The 22,301-nt window shown below is 66.9% G+C and carries 16 protein-coding genes; 8 read left to right on the top strand and 8 right to left on the bottom strand.

From position 1 onward, the window contains the following. Position 1: 1 nt before the first annotated feature. The gene (locus tag RMP10_RS07865) at positions 2-1,675 is read right to left on the bottom strand and encodes a peptide ABC transporter substrate-binding protein (RefSeq protein ID WP_310569798.1); all 1,674 of its coding nucleotides are present in this window, start codon (positions 1,673-1,675) and stop codon (positions 2-4) included. 76 nt (positions 1,676-1,751) lie between these two features. Beyond that, a complete protein-coding gene (locus tag RMP10_RS07860; protein WP_310569797.1) occupies positions 1,752-2,639 on the bottom strand; it encodes a hypothetical protein in 888 nt (295 codons plus the stop codon). Positions 2,640-2,728: 89 nt separating this feature from the next. On the opposite strand from RMP10_RS07860, the gene gcvP reads away from it, so the two are divergent. After that, positions 2,729-5,626, top strand: coding sequence for an aminomethyl-transferring glycine dehydrogenase (gcvP, locus tag RMP10_RS07855; protein WP_345785784.1), 2,898 nt, complete (start codon positions 2,729-2,731; stop codon positions 5,624-5,626). A 705-nt stretch (positions 5,627-6,331) separates the two neighbouring features. Here the strand turns inward: gcvP and gcvH are convergent. From gcvH to RMP10_RS07840, 3 genes are all read right to left on the bottom strand, one after another. After that, positions 6,332-6,718, bottom strand: coding sequence for a glycine cleavage system protein GcvH (gene gcvH / locus RMP10_RS07850; RefSeq protein WP_310569795.1), 387 nt, complete (start codon positions 6,716-6,718; stop codon positions 6,332-6,334). 28 nt (positions 6,719-6,746) lie between these two features. After that, positions 6,747-7,376 (bottom strand): dephospho-CoA kinase, encoded by a 630-nt coding sequence (gene coaE / locus RMP10_RS07845; RefSeq protein ID WP_310569794.1) that lies wholly within the window; start codon positions 7,374-7,376, stop codon positions 6,747-6,749. Between the two features lie 76 nt (positions 7,377-7,452). After that, positions 7,453-8,127 carry an AraC family transcriptional regulator gene (locus tag RMP10_RS07840; RefSeq protein WP_309670713.1) on the bottom strand — a complete coding sequence of 225 codons (675 nt, stop codon included), beginning with the start codon at positions 8,125-8,127 and terminating at the stop codon, positions 7,453-7,455. 336 nt (positions 8,128-8,463) lie between these two features. On the opposite strand from RMP10_RS07840, the gene RMP10_RS07835 reads away from it, so the two are divergent. After that, positions 8,464-11,613 carry a PAS domain S-box protein gene (locus RMP10_RS07835; protein WP_310569793.1) on the top strand — a complete coding sequence of 1,050 codons (3,150 nt, stop codon included), beginning with the start codon at positions 8,464-8,466 and terminating at the stop codon, positions 11,611-11,613. 18 nt (positions 11,614-11,631) lie between these two features. Here RMP10_RS07835 and RMP10_RS07830 read toward each other — a convergent pair whose 3' ends face one another. Next, positions 11,632-12,243, bottom strand: coding sequence for a thymidine kinase (locus RMP10_RS07830; protein ID WP_309670715.1), 612 nt, complete (start codon positions 12,241-12,243; stop codon positions 11,632-11,634). 2 nt (positions 12,244-12,245) lie between these two features. Then, on the bottom strand, positions 12,246-14,021 hold the full coding sequence (locus tag RMP10_RS07825) for a DEAD/DEAH box helicase (protein ID WP_310569792.1): 1,776 nt from the start codon (positions 14,019-14,021) through the stop codon (positions 12,246-12,248). Positions 14,022-14,396: 375 nt separating this feature from the next. Between RMP10_RS07825 and RMP10_RS07820 the strand changes: the two genes are divergently transcribed. Together RMP10_RS07820 and RMP10_RS07815 are read left to right on the top strand one after the other, a co-directional pair. Then, on the top strand, positions 14,397-15,590 hold the full coding sequence (locus RMP10_RS07820) for a pyridoxal phosphate-dependent aminotransferase (protein ID WP_310569791.1): 1,194 nt from the start codon (positions 14,397-14,399) through the stop codon (positions 15,588-15,590). A 50-nt stretch (positions 15,591-15,640) separates the two neighbouring features. Further along, entirely contained in the window at positions 15,641-15,919 is a 279-nt protein-coding gene (locus tag RMP10_RS07815) for an Lrp/AsnC ligand binding domain-containing protein (RefSeq protein ID WP_309670718.1), read from the top strand. A gap of 15 nt (positions 15,920-15,934) precedes the next feature. On the opposite strand, the gene RMP10_RS07810 is transcribed toward RMP10_RS07815, so the two are convergent. Next, on the bottom strand, positions 15,935-16,894 hold the full coding sequence (locus tag RMP10_RS07810; protein ID WP_310569790.1) for a hypothetical protein: 960 nt from the start codon (positions 16,892-16,894) through the stop codon (positions 15,935-15,937). A 128-nt stretch (positions 16,895-17,022) separates the two neighbouring features. Between RMP10_RS07810 and RMP10_RS07805 the strand changes: the two genes are divergently transcribed. Genes RMP10_RS07805 through RMP10_RS07790 form a run of 4 tightly spaced genes read left to right on the top strand, consistent with a single transcriptional unit; the run spans position 17,023 to position 22,299 of the window. Further along, complete coding sequence (locus tag RMP10_RS07805; protein ID WP_310569789.1) at positions 17,023-18,051, top strand: hypothetical protein; 1,029 nt, start codon at positions 17,023-17,025, stop codon at positions 18,049-18,051. Positions 18,052-18,070: 19 nt separating this feature from the next. Next, complete coding sequence (locus RMP10_RS07800; RefSeq protein ID WP_310569788.1) at positions 18,071-20,056, top strand: hypothetical protein; 1,986 nt, start codon at positions 18,071-18,073, stop codon at positions 20,054-20,056. After that, positions 20,053-21,045, top strand: coding sequence for a hypothetical protein (locus RMP10_RS07795; protein ID WP_310569787.1), 993 nt, complete (start codon positions 20,053-20,055; stop codon positions 21,043-21,045). The genes RMP10_RS07800 and RMP10_RS07795 overlap by 4 nt, the downstream gene beginning before the upstream one ends. 57 nt (positions 21,046-21,102) lie before the next feature. Further along, positions 21,103-22,299 (top strand): DNA repair exonuclease, encoded by a 1,197-nt coding sequence (locus RMP10_RS07790; RefSeq protein ID WP_310569786.1) that lies wholly within the window; start codon positions 21,103-21,105, stop codon positions 22,297-22,299. Positions 22,300-22,301 lie beyond the last annotated feature (2 nt).

Genomic DNA, 22,301 nt, shown 5'->3' with positions numbered 1-22,301 from the left:
GTCAGGGAGGCGTCCCCAACCCGATGCGATCGCGATCGATGCGCTGTGCCGGATCGACGCGCCAGTCGGCGAGGCCGACGAACCAGCCATCGGCGCGCAAGGGCGCCGTGATGAATCGGCGATGGATCGCGACCGGCGAGCGCTGTTCGTACAACCAGACCGCCGGCACGTCCTCGTCAATCTGCTGGAAGGCCCGCGCCCAATACCGGCGGCTTGCCGTTGGATCGAAGGTCGTGAGCGCGCTGTCGAGCAGGGCGTCGAACACGGGACTGTCGTAACGGCCGGCGTTGGAGCTTCCGCGCGACGCCCACGTTTGCGTCAATCCAACCAGCCCTGGGCTTGGCTGCCACGCACCGAGGTAGGCGTCGAAGGCATGATTGTCGACGGCATCGCTCCACGCGTTGTTCTCGAGCACCTGCGGCGTCGCCTTCACGCCGATTGCCCGGTACTGCTCCTGCAACAGCACCGCGTACCGCTGTCGTGATGCGCTGCTGCTGGGGATGAGAATGTTGAAGGCGAGCGGTAGGCCGTTCCTATCGCGCACGCCGTCGTTGTCGCTGTCACGCCACCCCGCCGAGTCGAGCAAGGCGCGCGCCGTCGCGACATCATACGGAAGCTGTTTGAATGCCGCCGTGTCGGGGATCAGCGCGCGCGGCGCCGGTGCGAGGGCGACCATGCCCAGCGAATCGAACACGTTGCGGACCAATCGTTCGCGGTCGACGGCCATGTGCATGGCACGCCGCACGCGAAGATCGGCAAACATCGGGTTGGGGCGCGTCTGGTCCTTGCTGTCGCGGAGATTGAAGCCCAGGAAGCCGTAGCTCAACGCGCGGTTGTCGATCAGGCGCAAGGTTGGCGTACGCGCGACCTGCGCCAGATTTTCGGGTCGGAGTTGCTCGAGGAAATCGGCTTCCCCGGCGAACAGCTTCACGGTCGAGGCGCCGAAGTCGGGCGCGATGCTCCAGATCACCCGATCCAGCTTCGCACGACCGCGTGAGTTGGCCGTGTCGGCGATGATTTCAATGCGCTGACCGGGCTCCCAGCGTGCGAAGCGGAACCGCCCCGTGCCGACGGGATTGCGGCCGAACGTGGCGCTCTCGAGTCTCGTCATGGGAATGCTGTCGAGCAGGTGCGCCGGCAACACATACATGTGGTATGTGGCATCGTAGAACTGCCGCGGCATGCGTCGCTTGAACCAGAAGACAGCGGTGCGAGGGTCGCGCACCGACACTGAATCGATGTTGCCCAGCAGCGACTTTACTTCAACGACCAGCGAGTCGCTGGTGTACACGCGGAACGTGTAGCGCACGTCCTCGGCGGTCACCGGCTTTCCATCGTGCCAGCGCGCCAGCGAATCGAGCGAGAAGGCGATCGAGAGCGAGTCGGTGGACCAGGTCCATGACGTGCCCAGTCGCGGTTGAAAACCGCGATCCCCGTACGTCTCGAGTCCGTCACCGATCTCCGCGAGTCGATCGAAGATTACCCCGACGATGGCCGCGCCCTGCGTTCCGGACATCAGCGGCGGGAAGAGCGTGGACGGTTCGGCGGGTACGGTCACGATCATCGTGCCGCCGGTATCGCCGTCGGCAACCGGAGGCCCCCTATCGGTGCCGGGACACGCCGCCAGAGTCAACGAGAGAAGACCAGCCAGCCAACGGGTTCGTGAAAGGCGCATGTGAGGCGGTGTTGCGGGAAAGACGGGTTGGTCGATCATCGAGGCGACCACACGAGGGTACGATGCCCGACACTCACTATCGGCGCCAGAGCCAGTCGTCATGACCGAGCGCGGCGCTATGCGACGCCAACCGCTGCGGGAAGTCGGGAGGCGGGTCGAACGGTGCGATTCTCCCCTCCGGATGTGGCATGCTTCCCGTCGCCAGCGTGGCCGCGAGCGACGCCGCAAGGGCGTCGGCGACGACGGGCCAACGCGCCTGCGTCGGCGCGCAGGCCTCCAGCGCCGCGGCCGGTGGCGTTGGTGGCAGCGGCACGTCGGCTGCATCGGCCAGCCGGGCCTGATCGTCCGCCAGCAGTATGCTGCCGTGTTGCAGGTAGGCGCCGCCTTGCCGCCAGACCGAACTGCCCACGAGCTTCCTTCCGTGCACGGTGATCTCCCCAGCGGCCGGTCGGTCGAAGCACGCCGGCCCGTCCGGCGCCACCGACTCGGTCTCATGGTCGGCGACCAACTGTGCCGGCACGCCGAGTGCCTGCAGGGCGCGCAGGAGCACGTGGTTCACGGCGGCGTATGCCACGCGCCACGACAGCCGTTCGTCGAGCGGCATGGTCACGCTGTATGTCACCTCGCGGGCGTGCAGCAGCGCTCGGCCCCCGGTGGGACGACGCACGGCGCGCAGTCCGGCCTCACGGAGCCGTTCCGCCGAGAATCGGCCGCGTGTCTGCTCGTTTCTCCCGAACGAAACAGTCGGCATTTCCCACGCGTAGCATCGCCACACCGCGCGCGTCGTCTCGCCGGCTAGGTCCAGCAACGCCGCATCGATGGCCATGTTCGTGATACCGTCCGATGCGGGTGAGCGCAGGAACGTCCAGCGCCGTGCGAGCACGCTCGTCGACGCGCCGATCGCGGGCGGTCCGGACTGACGCATCGCGGCGGCGATTGGGGGGACGACTCGGGAAATGCTCACGTCGATTAAATTTACGGTGTCACGGGCGAAACGCGCCTTCGTGGCCCCAACGATTTCACGACGCTTGCACGGGCTTGGCCCGTTTGAGGATGGTCATGGGTACGCGCACCATCTCGTCCGCGCCGGTCGCGGTCGATTCGTTTATTCCGCGCCATATCGGTCCGAGTGCCGCCGAACAGCAGGCGATGCTCGCCGCCCTCGGCTATGACTCCCTTGACGCCTTCATCGACGCCGTCGTTCCGGAAAGCATCCGGTTCCGAGGCACGCTCAACACCGGTCCCGAGCGCAGTGAAGCCGAGGTACTCGGCGCGCTGAAGACGATCGCGTCGCGCAACGCGGTGTACCGGTCGTTCATCGGTATGGGTTACTACGGCACGCACACGCCGAATGTGATTCTGCGCAACGTCATGGAAAACCCGGCGTGGTACACCGCATATACGCCGTATCAGGCCGAGATTGCGCAGGGCCGCCTCGAAGCGTTGCTGAATTATCAGACGATGGTGATCGATCTCACCGGACTCGAGATCGCCAACGCGTCGTTGCTCGATGAAGGCACCGCCGCTGCGGAAGCGATGGCGCTCTGCTACGGCTCGCGCGGCAGTGCCACGCGGAACGTGTTCCTGATCGGCAGCGACTGTCATCCGCAAACGATCGCCGTGGTCGAAGCGCGTGCGTTGGCGCGCGGCATCGTGGTGCAGGTCGGTGATCCGCGCACGTTCGCATTCAATGACGCGGTGTTCGGCGCGTTGCTGCAGTATCCCGGCACCGACGGCGCGGTGGTGGATTATCGCGGTCTATGCGAAGCGGCGCATACCGCCGGCGCGCTGGTCACGGTGGCGAGCGACCTGCTGGCGCTGTGTCTCCTGGCACCGCCCGGTGAGTGGGGCGCCGATATCGCAGTCGGCAACACGCAGCGTTTCGGTGTGCCGATGGGCTATGGCGGACCGCACGCGGCGTTTTTCGCCACGCGCGATGAATTTAAGCGCTTGCTACCGGGCCGCATCATCGGCCTGTCGCGCGACACCGAAGGCAAGCCGGCGCTGCGCATGGCGCTGCAGACGCGTGAACAGCACATCCGTCGCGAGAAGGCGACCAGCAACGTGTGCACCGCGCAGGTGCTGTTGTCGGTGATGGCCGGCATGTACGCCGTGTACCATGGGCCCGATGGCCTCGTGCAGATCGCCGAGCGCGTGCACCGCAATGCGGTGACCCTGGCGGCCGGCTTCGAGCGACTCGGTTTCGCGATCACGCACGAGCATTTCTTCGACACCGTTCGCGTGGAAGTCGGTGCGCACGGACAGGAAGACATTCTGGCGGCCGCGGCGGCGCATCGCATGAATCTGCGCGTGCTCGAGCCGGGCACGATTGCGGTCGCGCTCGACGAGACCACGACGCAGCAGGACATCGCCGATCTGTGGACGGTGTTCAACAACAACGCCGCCGTCGACTTCTCGTACGCCGACGTGACCACCGGCGTAGACGCGCGCTACGACGAGCGCTTCCGCCGCGTCTCACCGTTCCTCACGCATCCCACGTTCCATCGCTACCACAGCGAGACGGAGATGCTGCGCTACATTCACGCGCTGCAGGCGCGCGACTTTTCGCTCGTGCACGGGATGATCCCGCTGGGTTCGTGCACGATGAAGTTGAACGCGACGGCCGAGATGATTCCGGTCACCTGGCCCGAGATCGGTCAGCTGCATCCGTTCGCCCCGACGGAGCAGGCGCAGGGCTATGCGCAGCTGTTCGACGAACTCGAGCGCGACCTTGCGGAAGTGACGGGTTTTGCCGGTGTGTCCCTGCAGCCCAACGCTGGCTCGCAGGGCGAATACGCCGGCCTGCTGGTGATTCGCGCGTATCACCAGTCACGTGGCGACGCCCACCGCACGGTCTGTCTCATTCCGCAGTCGGCGCACGGGACGAATCCCGCGAGCGCGGTGATGGCGGGCTTCTCGGTGATCGTCGTGAAGACGGACACCGACGGCAATATCGACGTGGACGACCTCCGCGAGAAGGCGCAGCAGCACGCCACCAATCTCGGCGCGTTGATGGTGACGTATCCGAGCACGCACGGCGTGTTCGAAGCACGCATCAAGGAGATCACGGCGATCATCCACGAGCATGGCGGCCAAGTGTACATGGACGGCGCCAACATGAACGCGATGGTCGGTGTGTCGCGTCCCGGCGACCTCGGTGCCGACGTGTGCCACCTGAACCTGCACAAGACGTTCTGCATTCCGCACGGCGGTGGTGGACCGGGTATGGGCCCGATCGGCGTCGCATCGCAGCTCGTGCCGTTCCTGCCCACGCATCCGGTGATTGCCACCGGTGGCACGCAGGCGATCGGTCCGATCTCAGCGGCGCCATGGGGCAGCGCGAGCATCCTGCCGATCTCGTACGTCTACATCAAATTGATGGGTGGCGAGGGTCTCGCGACGGCGACGAAGGTCGCGATCCTCAGCGCGAACTACGTGGCCAAGCAGCTTGAAGCGCACTACCCGGTGCTCTATCGCGGCCAGAATGGTCTGGTGGCGCACGAGTGCATTCTCGACACGCGCGGCGTGAAGAGCGCCTCGGGTGTGGAGGCGGAAGACATCGCGAAGCGTCTCATGGACTATGGCTTCCATGCGCCGACGTTGTCGTTCCCGGTGGCCGGCACGCTGATGGTGGAGCCCACGGAAAGCGAGTCGAAGGCGGAACTCGACCGGTTCATCGAGGCGATGATCGGTATTCGCGAAGAGATCGCAGCGGTAGAGCGCGGGGAAGCGGATCGGGAGAACAACGTGCTCAAGCGCGCGCCGCACACGGCCGCGCATGTCACGAGTGACGAGTGGGATCGCCCGTACACGCGTCAGCAGGCGGCGTATCCGACGCCGTTCACGCGGGAACGGAAGTTCTGGCCGTACGTCGGCCGCGTCGAAAGCGCGTTCGGGGATCGCAACCTGGTCTGCGCCTGTCCGCCGATCGAGTCGTACGCGACGTCGTGAGTGTTTGAGTTTTGAGTGGTGAGAACGGCGTGACTGCTTCGGTGGTCACGCCGTTCTGCTATGGGCTATGGGCTATGGGCTATGGGCTATGGGCCGCTGGGCGGGCGCTGGCGTGCGACGAGCCGCGGCTCCGGGCGCGGGTCATCCCCCTCGCGGCCTTGCTGTGGCGGCGGGCTTGGGAGCGCCACGCGGCGTCGGTGCGCCCGCCACAGAGGGCCGCTCCGGGGACGCCCGGCCCGGCAGCCGCTGGCCTCGGCGCGGGGGGGCGTGCGGCACGGCGCTGTGCCGCATTCCACCGAACGGCGTGGCCACCGAAAAGCTCGCGACGGGATTCCATCCCCCGGTGTGACCACGTCGCGTGGCGGCTGTGGAGTGGCACGCGCGCACCACGGGCGAGTGGGGCTCATCGCGGGCTGGGGTGTGGGGAACGGGGCGGTGCGATTGCCCGGCCATCCGCGAACTGCGCCGAGCGCGGTGCGATTCACGGAGCCCCGCGAGGGACGTGGGTCCGCTGAGCGGCTCTCTGTGGCGGGCGCGCCGACCGAGCGCGGCGCTCCCATGCCCGCCGCCACAGAAAAGCCGCGAAGGGGATCCCACGTACCGACCGGGGCGGTCGCGCACACCGCACCCGCCGACGGCACAGACGAAGGGCCCTGAGCAAAAAGCTCAGGGCCCCACGTACCACGATCCAGCCGAAGAACAGAACTACTCGCCCACCACGCCCTTGTACTCGGCAGCCGAGAGCAGCCCAGCGTCACCGCCGGCCGCGACGCGCACCTTGATCATCCAGCCGTCGCCGTACGGGTCGGTGTTGATCAGCGCCGGCTCGCCGTCGAGGCGCCCGTTGATCTCGACCACTTCGCCCGCCACCGGCATGTACAGCTCGGAGACGGCCTTCACCGCTTCCACGGTGCCGAACACGTCGTGCGATCCGTACGTCGCGCCGATCTTGGGCAGTTCGACGTAGACGATATCGCCCAGCTCACCCTGCGCGAAATCCGTGATGCCGATGGCCACGATCGCGGCGTCGTCGGTGGTGCGGATGTATTCGTGTTCCTTGGTATAGCGCAGATCGGCGGGGATGTTCGACACGAGGACTCCAGATGGGGAAAAAGAACGATCACAGTGAAGTATCCGCAGATGACCTGCGGAGGGGAAGCGCCTGAATGGTCTGCCACAGTTCGTCGACACGGATTGGAAGCTGCTCGCGCGGACCGTCGTTGTCGATGATCCACGTCGCTCCCGCCCGTTTGCGCAGGGAAGGCCACTGCGCGTCGATCATCGCCTGTGCCTCCTCGCGCGTCAGCCCACGGTCACGCTGGAGCCGCGCGAGGCGCTCCGGCTCGGGGGCATCCACCAGAATGACCCCATCGAAGGCGTGCTCGAGGCCCACTTCGAAGAGCAGGGGGATATCGGAGATCACCACGGCGTCACCACGGCGCTCGGCTTCCGCCAGCTGCTCGTCGCGCAACCGGCCGACCGCCGGATGCACGATGGCGTTGAGCGCATCGCGCGCGACGGGGTCCCGGAACACGCGGCGGCGCAGCGCCGGCCGGTCGAGCGTGCCATCGGGCTGCAATACCGTCGGGCCGAAGCGCTCGACGATCGCGTCGAGCGCCGTCGTGCCTGGTCGCACCGCGTCCCGGGCCAGCAGATCGGCGTCGATGATCGTCGCCCCGTGCGCCGCCAGCAGCGACGCCACGCTACTCTTGCCGCTGGCGATATTTCCGGTGAGCGCAAGGTGAAGCATGCATAAACTTATCACCAATGCCAGAGGGCTCCGGCATTGCCGGAGCCCTCTGGTTCTTCGGTCGCTGCGAGCGGAGCTAGGCCGCCGCGCTATCGTGCATGTCGTCTTCCGATTCCGAGATTTCGCGCCGCTTCTCGCGGTTCACGAGCAATTCCTGGATCACCCAGCTCGCACCGCCGCGTAGACGAATCTGATGGGGCGTGCAGCCGAGGTACCGCTGGCAGGTGTTGCGGAACGCGCTGCCCGACGGGAAGTCGAGCGCACTGGCCACGCCGTCGGCGCTGCGGGAGCCGTCTTCGAGCATGCTGGCGGCTACGATCAGTCGACCCCAGGTGAGCAGCTGATGGGGAGGTGGAAGCTCCGCCCCTTCCAGACGCTTCGAGAGCAACCGACGCGATACGGCGATGAGGCGCGCGAGGCTGTCCGGCGTCAGGCGCTCGTGCGCCCGGGTCACCGACAGCATCACCGCGTCCCGCACCACGCTGCGCAGTCCGGCGAGATGTGGCTTCAGCAGACTCGAGACACTGCGCGCTTCGGCCTGATCCAGAAGCGCCGCGAGCATCTGCGGCGTATCCGTTTCCTCGGCGACCACGAGCACATCGATGCCGCAACGACCGGCGTCGAACATGTCCTTGGCTCGTTCACGCGTCATGTCCACATAGGCCACCAGGGCCGCTCGTGGCACACGAACGCGCAACTGGCGCACCCGCTCGAAATCCGCGCGGCCATCGACGTATAGATCGAAGACCACCACGTTGATTGGCCCACGCTCGCAAGCGCGGGTCAGAGACGTCCAGTCCTCGCAAGGCACGAAGCGGTAACGGTCCCGCGCGGCGGTACGCAGCCGTGCGAGCCGGGGCTCGTGTGCGAGGAGCGTCGCGATTACACCCATGCGACGATCCGTTCGGGGAAAGGGGGACTTGACACTGACATCAGCCAAAAGACGCGGCGGGCTGGGCAATGGTCACTATCCGTCACACGATTGCCCCCTCGTCCACTGACGGTAGTCCCTGCGCCCTTACACATTTCTCCCCTTCGCCATCGCCGCCGCCGCCCGAGATTGCTCTCATTTGACCGCGTTCGCTTCGTGCCCCCCAGCCCTCCCGACTCCCCTGCGTTGCTTCTGTCGGCCGCCATGGCCCTGGGTGATGCCCTGTTCGTGACCGACGAACGGGGCCGTATTCTCGACGCGAATGCGGCCGCCGGCGGCGTGATTGGTTTCCCACCCGAGGCGCTCCGGGGACAGCTGCTGACGCAGTGCGCCAAGCACCTGGGCGACGGCGCCTTCTCGTCGTGGCTCGAGGTCGCCCGGCCCGACGACGCGGCGCCGCCGTTCGAGTTTTCGCTCGGGGGCGATGCGAGCGAACGCGTCTGGGAGGCTCGGCAGCTGGTCGGGACGGCCACCGACGGGACGCCCTTTCTCACCGTGCAGCTTCGCGACGTCACGGCGCGGGCGCTCGCGGCGCGCGAGGCGGGGCGACGAGAAGCGCGACTCCGGATGCTCACCCAGCACATGCACGAAATGGCGTTCAGCCTCCGCGTCGAAGCGCCCGGGGTGTTTCGCTTCGAGTCGGTCAACGCAGCCTATCTTCTGGCGACCGGTACCGACGCCGCGCAGCTGGTGGGACGCGTGCCGGAGGAGGTCTTCCCGCCGGTAGAGGCCGCGCTGATGCGGTCGCGATGCGAGGAAGCGCTCGTATCGCGGGCGGCGATTGCCTATCGGGAGGGGGTAACTCTCCAGGCACGCCGTCTCGTCTTCGAAACGCGCCTCAGTGCGATTCGCGACGCCGACGGGATGGCGACCCATCTGCTGGGGCTCGCGCGCAACGTCACCGACGAGGCGGTCGCGTCACAGGCACTTCGGGAATCGGAGAGCCGATTGCGCGGCGTCATCGAGGCTGGCCTCGATGCCTTCGTGATCGCCCGCGCCTACCGCGCCAGCGACGGTACGATTGAGCGCTTCGACATTCTCGATGTGAACGCCCGCGCCGCCGTCATGGTGAAGCGAACGCGTGGGGAGCTCCTCGGTCAATCGCTGATGGAGATGTTTCCGAACAGCCGTGACTGGAATTTGTGGGAACAGTGCTGCTCCGTGCTCATCACCGGCGAGCCGTTGGAAACGACACAGCACGCACCCACGGCCGAGCAGCCGCAGCGCTGGCTGCAGCGCCAGCTCGTGCCGGTCAGCGAAGATACTGTCGCCATCGCCTCGCGTGACATCACGCCGCGGCAGCTCGAGCGCCTTGCGCTTGAGGAGAGCGAAGCCCGACATCGCGAGCTCTTCGAGAACAATGGTGCGGTGCAGCTGCTCGCCGATATCGAGACGGCTCGCATCGTCGACGTGAATCCGGCGGCCGTGGCGTTTTACGGCTGGCCGCGCGACACGATGCGCGCGATGTATGTGACGGATCTCGAAGCGGTCGCGCTCGATCACTGGCGTGATACGACGTCGGCCATCGCGACGGGAACCGGACTTCGCGTGCCGCGCGAGCATCGCGTCGCCAATGGCGAGCTGCGACAGGTCGAGGCATTCATCGGCGTGGTGGCGATCGCCGGGCGTCGCGTGTTGCACATCATCATTCAGGACACCACCGATCGTGTGCGGGTCGAACGACAGTTGCGCGAGTCGGAGGCGCGGTTCCGCGCCGTCATCGCCGGCATGCAGGAAGGCGTCGTGCTGCACGACGAAACGGGTGCGATTCGCGCCTACAACCCGAGTGCCGAACGCATTCTCGGATTGACGGGCGCGCAACTGCTGGGGCTCAAGCCGGTCGATCGCGACTGGCGTGCCGTGCGTGAAGACGGAACGCCGTGGCCTGCGGACACGCATCCCGCCATCGTTGCGCTGCAGAGCGGCCAGAGTCAGGCGCGGGCGCTGATGGGCGTGCAGCGGGGTGACGGCACGTTTGGCTGGCTCGACGTCACCGCGGATCCGCTCGTCCGCTCGGGCGAACTGCGGCCCTATGCGTCGGTGGCGGTCTTTACCGACGTCACCGACGCGCGAGGCTCCGAAGAGCGGCTACGTCAGGCGCAGAAACTTGAAGCGGTCGGACAGCTGGCTGGCGGTATCGCGCACGACTTCAACAATCTGCTCACCGTGATTCGTGGTGCGACGGGGTTTCTGCGAGACGGTTTTGGGCCGACCTCGCCGTACGCCGAGGATCTCGATGCGATCGAGCGGGCCACGGAGCGCGCCGAGGAGCTCACGCGACGGCTGCTCGCGGTTGGACGTCGGCAGATGCTGCGGGCGGAATCGGTGGAGCTCAATCAGCTGCTGCGCGATCAGCTGCTGGTTATTCGCGAGGAAGTGCCCCTGTCCATCGTCGTGCGACTCGACGTTAGCGCCGCGCCGGTCACCGCCGTCATCGATCGCACGCGCCTGCTCGATGCGCTGCGCACGCTGGTGGACAATGCGAGCGCGTCGATGATCGCCAAGGCGGAGACCGGCACGCTGTCCTTGGCTACCGCCCTTGTGCTGGCGCGGCATCCACAGGCACCGACCGGGGACGCCCCGCGTCCGTACGCGGTGCTCTCCGTCGCCGATACGGGTACTGGCATGGGTGACGAGCTCAAGGCGCACCTGTTCGAGCCGTTCTTTTCGACGCAGGAGTTCGGCGCGAGCAAGGGGATGGGACTCGCCTCCGTGCACGGTCTCGTGCACCAGAGTCGCGGCTTTATCGAATGCGATTCGGCCGCCGGTGAGGGCACGACGCTCCGCCTGTTCATTCCGGCGGCGCCCGTACCCGAGCCGCGCGTGACCCCGGCGTCGTCGACCCACGTCGTGTCTCACGTCGTGTCTCACGACGTGTCTCACGACGTGTCTCGCGACGTGTCGGCCTTGACACCGATCGCCGCACCCGCCGTACGCAGCATCCTGCTCGTCGACGACGATCCGATGCTGCTCGACCTTGGTCGGCGGATGCTGGTGAAGATGGGACACGCGGTGGTGGTGGCACCGTCGGCGCAGCATGCGCTGGAAGTCCTGGACTCGCACGCCGCCGCCGTCTCCGTGCTGATCACCGATCTGACGATGCCGGGCATGAACGGCCTCGAGTTGATGGAGACCGTTGCCGCCCGCTACCCGTCGATGCCGATGGTGGCGGTCAGCGGTTTCAGCATCAATCCGGGAGCACGCGCGGCGATCGACGCGCGACGCGTACCATTCGTGAGCAAGCCATTCACCAGCGGGCAACTCGCCGACGCCATGTCGCTGGCCCTCGCGCGCGCGGCCGACTGAGGCGTCGCGCGGAGCCCGCTACAGCAGTTGCTGCTGTCCTTCGGTGGGACGGGGCACGACGTGACAGGCGCGACAGCGCGCTTCATACGAATCGGCCGCGCCCACCATGATCGTGGGCGAGTCGTATGGCGCAGGCTTGCCGCCGATCAGCCGTTGATTGCGACTGGCCGGTGAGCCGCACAGCACGCAGATCGCGTGCAGCTTGTCGACCATTTCCGCGACCGCCATGAGCTGCGGCATCGGACCGAACGGTTCGCCGCGGAAATCACTGTCGATGCCGGCAAGAATGACCCGCCGGCCGCGATCGGCCAGGCTCGACGCCACCTGCACGATCCCGGTGTCGAGGAACTGCGCCTCGTCGATGGCAATCACCTGCGCCATCGGATCGAGACGCAGCAGAATCTGCGACGACGAGTCGACCGGGATCGCCTCGAAGGTGCGCCGGTCATGGCTGGAGACATTCCATAGCCCGGCGTACCGGTCGTCGAGGTGCGACTTGAAGACCTGCACGCGCTTGCGGGCGATGGTCGCCCGCCGCACGCGCCGCAACAGCTCTTCGGTCTTGCCGCTGAACATCGAGCCAGCGACGACCTCCATCCACCCGCCGGAGACCTGGAAGCTGCCGCTCATGATCAGCTCTCGCGGCTCCCTTCGGGTTTCCCTTCAGGATTCCCCTCAGGATTCGCGTCGGTGTTTGGACGCGGCTTGCGGCTGGCATTCTGCATCCGCGCGCCACGCTCCGACCACTCTTCCCGACCTTCCGCGCGCTCGCGCACCGGACGGTCGCCGAACGCGCGACGCTCTTCGTCGGCACGCGGCGGACGGTCATTGCCACCACGCGGCGGGCCGCCGCGGCCTTCCAGACGCGGACCGCGGTCACCACCGAACGACGGGCGGGCCGGACGGTCGCCACGATCGTTGCCACGATCCCCGCCGCGAGGCGAACGATCACCGGCGTCACGACGCGGCGGGCCGAACGTGCGCTCGCTGCGCGGACCACGCGCGCCACGATCGCCACCACGATCCCCACCGCGCGGGGCTTCTCCGCTGCGCTCGTCGATCCGGGCGCTGAGTCGACGACCGCGCAGCGAGACGGAACCCAGCGCCTGAACCACCTTGGCCGCGTCCTCGGCGTTCAGCTCGACGATCGCGTGCGACTCGAACAGCTCGACCTGACCGATCCGGTCGCCCGGGATGCCGGCTTCGTTCGCGACCGCACCGACAATGTCGCCGACGCGCACGCCGTCACGCTTCCCGGCGGCCAGGAACACGCGCTGCTTGCCGTCCACGACCGGCGCGTCCGGCTTGTGGCCGGCAGCTAGCGGCGTGCGGGTTGGACCGGCAATCGTGGCCTTGGTCCGTGCCGTGACCAGCTCGCGGCGGGCCCCTTCGTACAACCGCAGGGCGGCGGCAGCGATCTCCAGCGAGTCATGCGTTTCCAGCATCGGCGCCAGCAACGCCATTTCGCTGGCCGACGTGCCGCCGGAATTCGCGAGCGTGGTGCGCAGCGCCGCGCGCAACGCCTGCACGCGGCTTTCCGCGTTCGCCTTGCGGGCGGCCGGCGTCCACGCCTCGGCCAGACCGGCGGTCATCCGACGGAACGCGGCGAGTTCGTCGGCCATCAGCAAGGCCACGGCGTCCACCGGTCGCGCCGCGAGCGCTTCCACCAGCGCGTCGTACGACACCGGCGACTCCCACAACACCACCAGCGCAACGTGCTGCGAGGTGGCCTGCCGCACGACCTGCACGTTGAGCCCGTCGACCACCATGCCGATGCGCGTGATGGCCGCGTGGGCCTCGCGCTGACCGGCGTCCGTCGTGGCGACAACCACGACCGACGGCGGATCGACTTCATCGAGAATTGCGCGCAAGGCATCGGCACGACCCGAGGCCGACGTGATCACGAAGCTCGGCGTCATCGCGAGCGGAGTGTCACCGGCCAGCATCGGCGTGAGACGACGCGCGCGTCGCATCTGCGCTTCGAGGAACGCCTCGATCTCCTCCGACTCGCTGTCGATGGTGCCGACGCGCATCATGTCGTCGGGCGAATCGCCGAGCAACGCCTGCAACGTATCGCCCATCTTGTCGGTGAGGATCTCGTCGAGGCTGAAGACCACGAGGACCTGTAGTTGCTGCAGGTCGATCGCGGCGTCCTTGCGCAGCGCGAGTAGATCGGCGGCGGTGCCGGTGACCACGGCCACCGGACCAGCGGCCAGCACGCGACGGGCGCGCGTGGCGGAGGTGACGGGCACGACGCGCAGGCTGTCGTCGGCCAACAGTTGGCGCGCCTGTTCGGCCGCGCTGAGCGCCTGTTCAACCGTGGGGGTGATCACCAGGCAGGCCGGCGCTGCCACGCCCTGCATTCGCCGGCTGCGTTCGATCCCCGGACGCATGGCGGCAGTCATCATCCGCAGATCTGCGGGTCCCTGCAGCACGACGTGCTGGCTCCGCGTCGCCCCTGGCGACGTCTCTTCCCGTTCTTGCTCGCCCACGCCCCACCCCATCGATTGTCGGTCAGCCTGGCCGCCCAACGGCCAGTGATTGTCGCGCCCCTATGGCGCACACCTGCGTAGCACACCGCACCTGCGTAGCGCACCGCACCTGCGTAGCGCACCTGCGTAGCGCACCGCACCTGCGTAGCGCACCGCACCTGCGTAGCGCACCTTTCACGGTCGCGCTTAATTGCTTCATGTCCAGCATGATAAAGTAGCCAATTCCGGTCCCGAACTGCAGGGGGTCGGCGCGTTTGCCTTGGACATCCACCTCCGTTCCGCGCCTCCATCATGTCTCTGGTCTTCCAGCCGTCCGCCAACATCGCCCGACTCAAGGAATCCGCGACGCTGGCGGTGGCCGCCAAGGCCCGGGCGCTCAAGGCTGCCGGTCAGGCGATCATCGACCTTGGCGCCGGCGAACCCGATTTCGATACTCCGGCCTTCATCCGGCAGGCCGCGACGGCGGCGATCGAAGCGGGAGCGACGCGCTACACGGCCACGGATGGCATTCTGCCGCTGCGTGAAGCGATTGCTGCGGATGCCAACCGATTGCTGGCGCACGGGACGCCGATCACGGCAGCAGAAATCGTCGTGTCCAACGGCTCCAAGCAGTCGCTCTACAACGCCTGCGTCTGCTGCTTCGGCCCGGGCGATGAGGTATTGATTCCGACGCCGGCGTGGACGAGCTACTACGAGATGGTGGAACTGGCGCGTGCCGTGTCTGTGCCGGTGTTCGGCGACGCCGCCAACGATCTCAAGGTCACGGCCGATCAGCTGGCGGCCGCCGCGACGCCGCGCACGAAGGGCGTGATGCTCAACTCACCGAGCAACCCCACCGGCGCCGTGTACACGCGCGACGAACTCACGGCGATCCTCGACCTCGCCGCCGACCAAGGATGGTGGGTGCTCGCCGACGAGATCTACCTGCGGATCGCCTACGAAGGCGGTGCGCAGTCGGCGCTCGAAGTCGCGACGACGCGCGACAACCTGATCGTGATCAACGGCGTCGCGAAGGCCTACGCGATGACCGGCTGGCGTATCGGCTGGACGATCGCGCCGGTGGCCGTCTCGAAGGCGATGACGGCGTTTCAATCGCACACGACGTCGAACGCGGCGGCCGTGTCGCAGCACGCCGCCTTGGCCGCCCTGGCGCGCCAGGAGGAGGCCGACGAGGCCGTGAACCACATGGTCAAGGAATTCCGGCAGCGCCGTGATGCCGTGGTGGCGGCGCTGGCCGCGTTTCCGACCATCCGCTACGTACACCCGGCCGGCGCGTTCTACGTGTACATCAACGTGGCCGGCTTCCGCGGGGCCGCCGACGCCGGTGCGGCGTTCGCGGCGGCCGTGCTCGAGGAGTACCAGGTGGCGGTCGTGCCGGGCAGCGCGTTTCTCACGCCCGATTGGATCCGCGCGAGCTACGCGACAACGGAGTCGGTGGCAGTCGAAGGCGTGACGCGCATCGCCCGCTGTTTCACCGGCACCTGAGGCGGCGCGTTCGCGCGCGCTCCGACTCTTTCACGATTTTCGAGGCGATCATGATCACGACCATTGTGCTGGTGCAGGCCGATCCGAAAACCATTCCCGCGTGCGCCACCGCGCTGGCGGGTATCGAAGGCGTGAGCGAGGTCTACTCCGTATCCGGTGCCTGGGATCTCGTGGCCATCGTGCGCGTACCCGATCTCGAGCGGATCGCGACCGTCGTGACCGAAGAGTTTGCCAAAGTGCCGGGCATTGTCCGGACGCAAACCCTCACGGCGTTCCGCGCCTACAGTCGCAATGATCTCGAGCAGGCGTGGGACATCGGGGTCGAGTAGTCGGCCCCGATGTGGTCAGGCCTGGCAGCGCTGCCGTTCGTAGCGCAACAGTTCGCGCCACGCCTCCGCTTCGTAGCGCAGCACGATGGTGTACAGCGGGGCGCCTTTGATCTTGAGGCCGAAGAAGAGCTCTGACTTGCCGTCGTCGTCCACGTCGATGTGGTCGAGATACCGATAGCGCGGCGGTGAAAGCTTGTTGCCGAGCGTGCTGTACGTGAACGTCGGCTTGTAGCCGTACACTCCCTTGTCCAGCACGACCACCAGGTGGCGGGGGCGCGCGCCCATCGGTCGTACACTGTCCGCCACGACTTCAGGGTCGTCGTAGACCACGACGATCGTGGGACGCGGACCATTCCCGCTTTCGGCGACGTAGACCTCGCGCCGATAGCGCGGAAGCATCGACATCGAAATACCGGCCGCGGGCGCGATGAGCGTGGGAATGGCATCGATCGCCGTCTGCAATTCTCCCGGCGACAACGAGGTGACCGGCTTGAGCGGTGGTCGCTTCCCATTGGTGAAGAACTCGACGCCCTCGGGGATCGATGCCAGCGCTCCCGGGAGAATGACCGAGCAGCCGCGGATCGTGTCGAGCGGCGCTCCTTCCCACATGCCGCGGGTGGAGCTGACCGGCGGCAGCGCCCGTCCCGCCCGATACGGCGTGAGTGACTTGCCGGCGTTGAGATAATCGATGTCGAACGAGCGCCAGCCGCGATCACTCATGCTGAGCAATCGGAATCCCTGCGGTCCCATCGTGGCCAGCGGCACGATACGCGGACCGGTGCTGTCACGGGTCACGCGGAACAGCACTTCCGGGTGGGGGGCGAGCAACGTGCTGTCGCCCTGCCACACCGGATCGCCCTGATCGGCCTTGAGGGCGTTCTTGACCCGTTGAGTGGTGTCGCAGCCGGCACCGAACAGCGCGAATGCCAGGGGCAGGGCGCGGAGGGCCACGCCGCAGAGTCGCGGGGTGGCCATGGCAGAAGATCGGAGAAGTGTCACACGGTGAGTTTCGTGGACCGGGGCGCCGAAGTCCACCACCTGCGGTCCTGGCAGCCGCCGCGTGCTGATTGTCTGGGGGCGCCTGTCCCGCTAGCGTGCCCCTCGTGACAGACGAACGCCCACCGGCCGATGCCTCGCTCCGCGGCGCCCTCCGCTCCCTCCGCGCACTCTTCGGTGACGGAGCGCTCATGGCGGCGGGAGGCGGCCCGCCGCTCGAGCGCATTGCCCTGCGTAGTGACCCACCTTCCGTGGCGCCGTGCGTGCCGCTGGAGGCGCCCGGCACGCGGCCGGTCGAGGTGCCGACCGAACCGCTGGTCGCCGCCTTTCTCGACGGCGTGCAGCGAAGCCGTGTCGTGGGCTATGTCGCCGGGTCGCCACTGATCTATGCGTCGGTCGCGGCCGCGGTCCGCGACCGCGTGGCGCGGCGTCTCGAAACGTGGCGCGAGCCCAGTGTGCGTCGCGCGCTGTTCGTGTCGCGCCGCCGGCTCGGCGAAACCGCGTGGAACCAACTGATGGAAAGCGGGGTCTCCGTGGTGGACATCACCGCCGAGATGACCGACGACGCGATTCCGGTGCATCCTTTCGCACTCCGCGCCCGTGCTCTCGATCTGGTGGCACTGGAGCGGGAAGGGCTCGAACGCCGACTCGCCGCGGAGTGGTGCCGCCGTGAATCGCGATGGCTGTGGATCGACGGCGGGATTTCGGGCAATCTGGCGGTGGACGAACGGGCAACGGCCTTCGGCGTCGTGAAATCGCACACGACGTTGTACGGTACCGCGGAACAGGTGGCGTCGGTGCTCGCGCTCAGAGAAGCCGAGCGTTCGCCGGCCTTCCTCGTCGGGCATCGTCCGCGCCGTGCCGTCGCGAGCTGGTATCTGCGTCTGCGCACCGCCGCCGGTGGTGATCCGTTGCACGGACTGGTTCGCGTGGAAGTTTCTCCGCCGGCGGACATGCTCGACACTGATACGATCACCGACGACGCGCGTGAGCGCCTCACGGCGCACTGTGACCGTCTCTCCGCCGGCATCCTCGCCGAGCGGGCTCCGCTCTCGCTTCCCGATCCACGATGGGATACCCTCACCTACGGCATTCATGCCTGTGAGCTGTATCTCGATGCGCTCGTGGGCCACTGACCTTCTTCGCCGTGACGCTGTGACCTCGCCTTCCACTGTTCCCGCTGCTGTGTCGCTGCCGCTCGGTCGTGTCGTGGCGACGGAAAAGAAACCGAACACGCCCCACGAGTTCCATTTCTGGACGGCCATCGACGCGCCGATCGGCATCGGCACGATCGTGCGCGTCGAAGGCAATACACCGGTGGAGAACGTGATCCCGCGCGTGTACGGTGTCGTGGTGGAAGGCTTCAGCTACAGCGATCTGCAGTCGCCGCTGCACGATGTGCTCGGGCACGACGGCCGGCCCCACGACGGACCGCTGTCGCACACCGATCGCACCGAGATCCGGCTCTACACGGCGTCGGTGTTGCGCCACATCCCTGAGGAACCGTTGCAACCGGTACCGCTTGGTGCGGTGTATCTCGCCAATGATGCCGACGTCGCCGTGGCCCTGCGCATGGACGGCTACATCACTGGTGAATCGTCGACTGGCATTCCGGTGGGTGTGTATCGGGCCGGCGGCATGCGGTCGCCGATCTTCCTCGACGCCGACTTTCTCGTGGGGCCGGAAGCGGCGCACCTGAACATCTCCGGCGTGTCCGGTCTCGCGACGAAGACCAGTGCGATCGAGTGGCTGTTGCAATCGATCTTCGCGCATTTCCCGGCCCATCGTGGTACCGTGGCGGCGGTGTGCTTCAACGTGAAGGGTCCGGACCTGTGCTTTCTCGATCAGCCGGGAAAGCTCGAGCCGGCGGATCTCGAGATGTACGAGATGCTTGGCGTGCCGCCCACGCCGTTTCAAGATGTGCGCTACTTCGCGCCCTTCACCGCCCGCGGCTTCGCGCTGAACACGCTGCGCTCGCATCCTGCGCTCGCCGACAGTGTGTCGCCGCTCACGTGGGGCCTCGGTGAGGTGCTGCAGTTCGCCGAAGTGTTGTTGAACAAGGACGACATCGATGCGAAGGCCGATGCGCTCATCGATTTCATCCGCGAGCGCGTCGTCGGGAAGGACTTCGAGGAGCCTGGCTTCACGCGCACGCACCGCGTGCAATCGTTCGCCGATCTCGACGCATGGTTCCGTGATGTCCTGCGCAAGCTCGAGGATTCGAACGGCGATACCTGGCGCACACACCATGCCGCCACGGTGCGCAAAGTCCGGAACCGGTTGTCCAATCTGTCCACGCGCTGCGCGGGGTTGGTCACCGATGACGGCGCCGTGTCCGATCTGCCGTTCGGGAGCTTTGTGGATCGCGCGGTGTATGTGGTCGATGTCGCCAACGTGGAGGAAGACGCGCAGGATCTCGTCTTCGCCCGTGTGGTGTCCCGGCTGCGTGAACAACTCGAGCGGCGGGAACTCGGTGTCGATCATGTCATCGTCTTCGTCGATGAGCTGAACAAGTATGCGCCTCACGATGGTCCCGATACCTATGTCCGCAAAATGCTGCTCGATATCGCCGAACGTGGCCGGTATCTCGGGCTCGTGCTCTTCGGTGCCCAGCAATTTCGCTCGCAGGTGCATCGTCGCGTGACGGGGAATGCGGGCACCGCGCTGTACGGGCGCATGGATGGCGACGAGTTGGCATCACCGGGCTATCAAGTGTTGAGTCCGGCCATCAAAGCGCGTATGGCTACCCTCGACAAGGGCCAGCTCATGGTGCGCCATCCGCATTTCACGCAGCCGGTATTCGTGCGCTTTCCGCGCCCGTCGGTGATGTCCGGGCGCGAGGGCGTAGAACGGTTTCCGCAGGCGCCTGAGCCGACGTTGGCGCAAGCCGTCACGCGCGAGCTGCGTCGACTCGACGACACCATTGAACTCGGGTTTGTCCAGCAGACCATTCTGCTCTACGACGAGCATGTCGTGCTCGCCGCGCGCAATGCCGTGATCCGTACCCGTCCTGACGACGTGAAGCGCGCCTTCACGCGTGAGCTGACACGTCGAGCGCGTCCAACGGCGAGTGAGGTCGAAGCGGTGACGCCCCGCCCGCGCGCACTCCGCTCCTTCTCGCCCGACGAATACGGCGGATGACGTTGCCGAGTGGAATCCGCGGATGGTTGCTCGCCAGGGCGTGCGGCCTGCTGACCGGGTCCTGCACGCTCGTGCTCGCGGGCGCGTCTGCCGCCGCGCCACGGCTGTTCGCGCAATCCATGCGGCCGGGTCCCGATGGGGTCACGCTCATCGTGCGCCCGCGGGTGGGTGACATGCTGCGCCTGCAGATGGATCAGACGATCGAAATGAGCGGACGCCGGACGGAATCCTCGGTGCCGCCGGTAGGTTCGGGGGCGGGTATCGATGGACGTCGCGCCGGCGGCACGGTGCCGCCCGCGTCGAAGTCACCCGAGTACGGACCGCGTCGCGCACGGGCCTCGCTTCGAGTGACCAAGTTGGTCATGTACGCGCACTCACTGGTCGAGGCGAGCGATCTGTCGTCCACGACGTTGCTGGCGACCACCGATTCGATGGCCATGTGGGCCGGGACCGCCGCCGAACAGGCCCGCCTTGAAATGCTGCCGCTTCCCGCCGATGGACGGCAGGTCCGTGTGCGCGTAACGCCCGACGGCGCCATGCGCGTGAGCGATCCCCCGCCGGGTGCCATGGAACTCGGCGCCACCCTGGCCTCGATGCCCGCGCTGCTGCCCGAGAACGCGGTGCGGGTAGGCGAGCGCTGGGTGCGCGACATCGTGCTCCCCTCGCTTCCGCTCAGTGGCTATCGCACCGACGGCGTGGTACGCACCCGCTTCCGCCTCGATTCCCTCACACAGGGCGGACGAAACGCGTGGATCTCGATGGAGGGTGAACTCCGCCGGGACGGCGCTGCCCGGGAACTCCCCGCCGGCACGCGAGTGGTCACCGCCGGGACGGTGCGCGGGACGATGGTCCTCGACCGACTGCGTGCGTGGATCGTCGACGCCCGAACGGTCATCGACGTACAGTCCGAGGTCACGCCCGGTCCGGCCGAAGCGGCCCGGCCGATGCTGCTCGACTTGCGCATCGTACAACGCATTCGCATTCGCTGACCGGCGCGGGTGCGGCCTCGCGCTTTGAGGTCGCGGGGTCGTTCTGTAGGTTGCAGCATGCGCCTGGTCCACCTCAGCGATCTCCATCTCGGATTCCGCCAGTATCAGCGGCTCACGCCGACCGGAATCAACCAGCGCGAGGCTGATGTCGCCGCGACGGTGTCGCGTGCCGTGGCCCAGATCATCGAGTGTGCGCCCGACCTGATTGTCGTGGGCGGTGACGTGTTCCACACCGTGCGCCCGTCAAACCAGGCGATCCTGCACGCGTATCGGACGTTTCAGCGACTGCTGGACGCGCTGCCGAGCACAAAGATCGTTATGGTCGCCGGCAATCATGACGCGCCACGAACGGCGGACGCCGGGTGCATTCTGCGATTGTTTCGAGAGATCGGCATCAGCGTAGCGGATGACAAGCCGGAGCTATTCAAGTTTCCCGAGCTTTCCCTTTGCGTAATGGCCGTGCCCGACGCACCAGGGGTAGACCGTCCGCTCATGGCGCCGCCGGAGGGATTCGCGCACAACGTGTTGCTGGTCCACGGTGAGATCGAGGGAATGCTCCCCTCGCACGTCGCGTCTCCAGAGCGGGCGGCTGTCGAGATTCCGCTCAAAGAGCTGAATGCTGACAAGTGGGGCTATGTCGCCCTCGGACACTATCACGTGTACCGCAAGTTAGCTGATCGCGTGTTTTACAGCGGGTCAATTGACTATACAAGTTCGAACCCGTGGGGAGAACTGAAGGAGCAGCGCGAAAGATCTGTTGCCGGGAAAGGGTTCGTCGAGCACGACCTGATTACCGGTGCACATCGATTTCATCCGGTAGTTCCATCGCGCCCGCTGCTGGATCTCGAACCGATCGACGCCAGCGGCATGGGTGCCGCGGACGTAGACAGTGCACTGCGAGCACGCGTGGATAGCGCGATCGGGGGCATCGATGATCGCGTGGTGCGAGTTACCGTGCGCAACATCGCACGCCACATCGCGCGCGAGCTCAATCACGAGGCGCTCCGCGAGTACCGGAAGCGGGCGATGCACTTTCATCTCGATGCACGTCGGCCGGAAGTGCTGGCCCGCCGTGGCAAGGGAGAAGGTGCGCCGGGTCGTCGGGCCACCTTGCCCGAGCTGGTGGCCGAACGCCTGAACGAGCGTCCATTGTCCCCCGGTCTCGATCGAGAACTACTCGTGTCGCTCGGCCTGCGGTATCTGCAGCAGGCCGAAGACGCGGCGATGGCTGCCCTCCCTGTGCTGGAGGGCTGACG

Origin of the sequence: Gemmatimonas sp., assembly GCF_031426495.1 — a bacterium.
GTDB lineage: Bacteria > Gemmatimonadota > Gemmatimonadetes > Gemmatimonadales > Gemmatimonadaceae > Gemmatimonas.
The sequence above is the reverse complement of the archived record's forward strand: the minus strand, read 5'-3'. Positions and strand labels throughout refer to the sequence as shown.

Bases quoted from the DNA above. Each gene is read 5' to 3' on its own strand.
- RMP10_RS07865 (WP_310569798.1), bottom strand. From the start codon at position 1,675: ATGCGCCTTTCACGAACCCGTTGGCTGGCTGGTCTTCTCTCGTTGACT.
- gcvP (WP_345785784.1), top strand. From the start codon at position 2,729: ATGGTCATGGGTACGCGCACCATCTCGTCCGCGCCGGTCGCGGTCGAT.
- coaE (WP_310569794.1), bottom strand. From the start codon at position 7,376: ATGCTTCACCTTGCGCTCACCGGAAATATCGCCAGCGGCAAGAGTAGC.
- RMP10_RS07830 (WP_309670715.1), bottom strand. From the start codon at position 12,243: ATGAGCGGCAGCTTCCAGGTCTCCGGCGGGTGGATGGAGGTCGTCGCT.
- RMP10_RS07825 (WP_310569792.1), bottom strand. From the start codon at position 14,021: ATGATGACTGCCGCCATGCGTCCGGGGATCGAACGCAGCCGGCGAATG.
- RMP10_RS07820 (WP_310569791.1), top strand. From the start codon at position 14,397: ATGTCTCTGGTCTTCCAGCCGTCCGCCAACATCGCCCGACTCAAGGAA.
- RMP10_RS07815 (WP_309670718.1), top strand. From the start codon at position 15,641: ATGATCACGACCATTGTGCTGGTGCAGGCCGATCCGAAAACCATTCCC.
- RMP10_RS07810 (WP_310569790.1), bottom strand. From the start codon at position 16,894: ATGGCCACCCCGCGACTCTGCGGCGTGGCCCTCCGCGCCCTGCCCCTG.
- RMP10_RS07795 (WP_310569787.1), top strand. From the start codon at position 20,053: ATGACGTTGCCGAGTGGAATCCGCGGATGGTTGCTCGCCAGGGCGTGC.
- RMP10_RS07790 (WP_310569786.1), top strand. From the start codon at position 21,103: ATGCGCCTGGTCCACCTCAGCGATCTCCATCTCGGATTCCGCCAGTAT.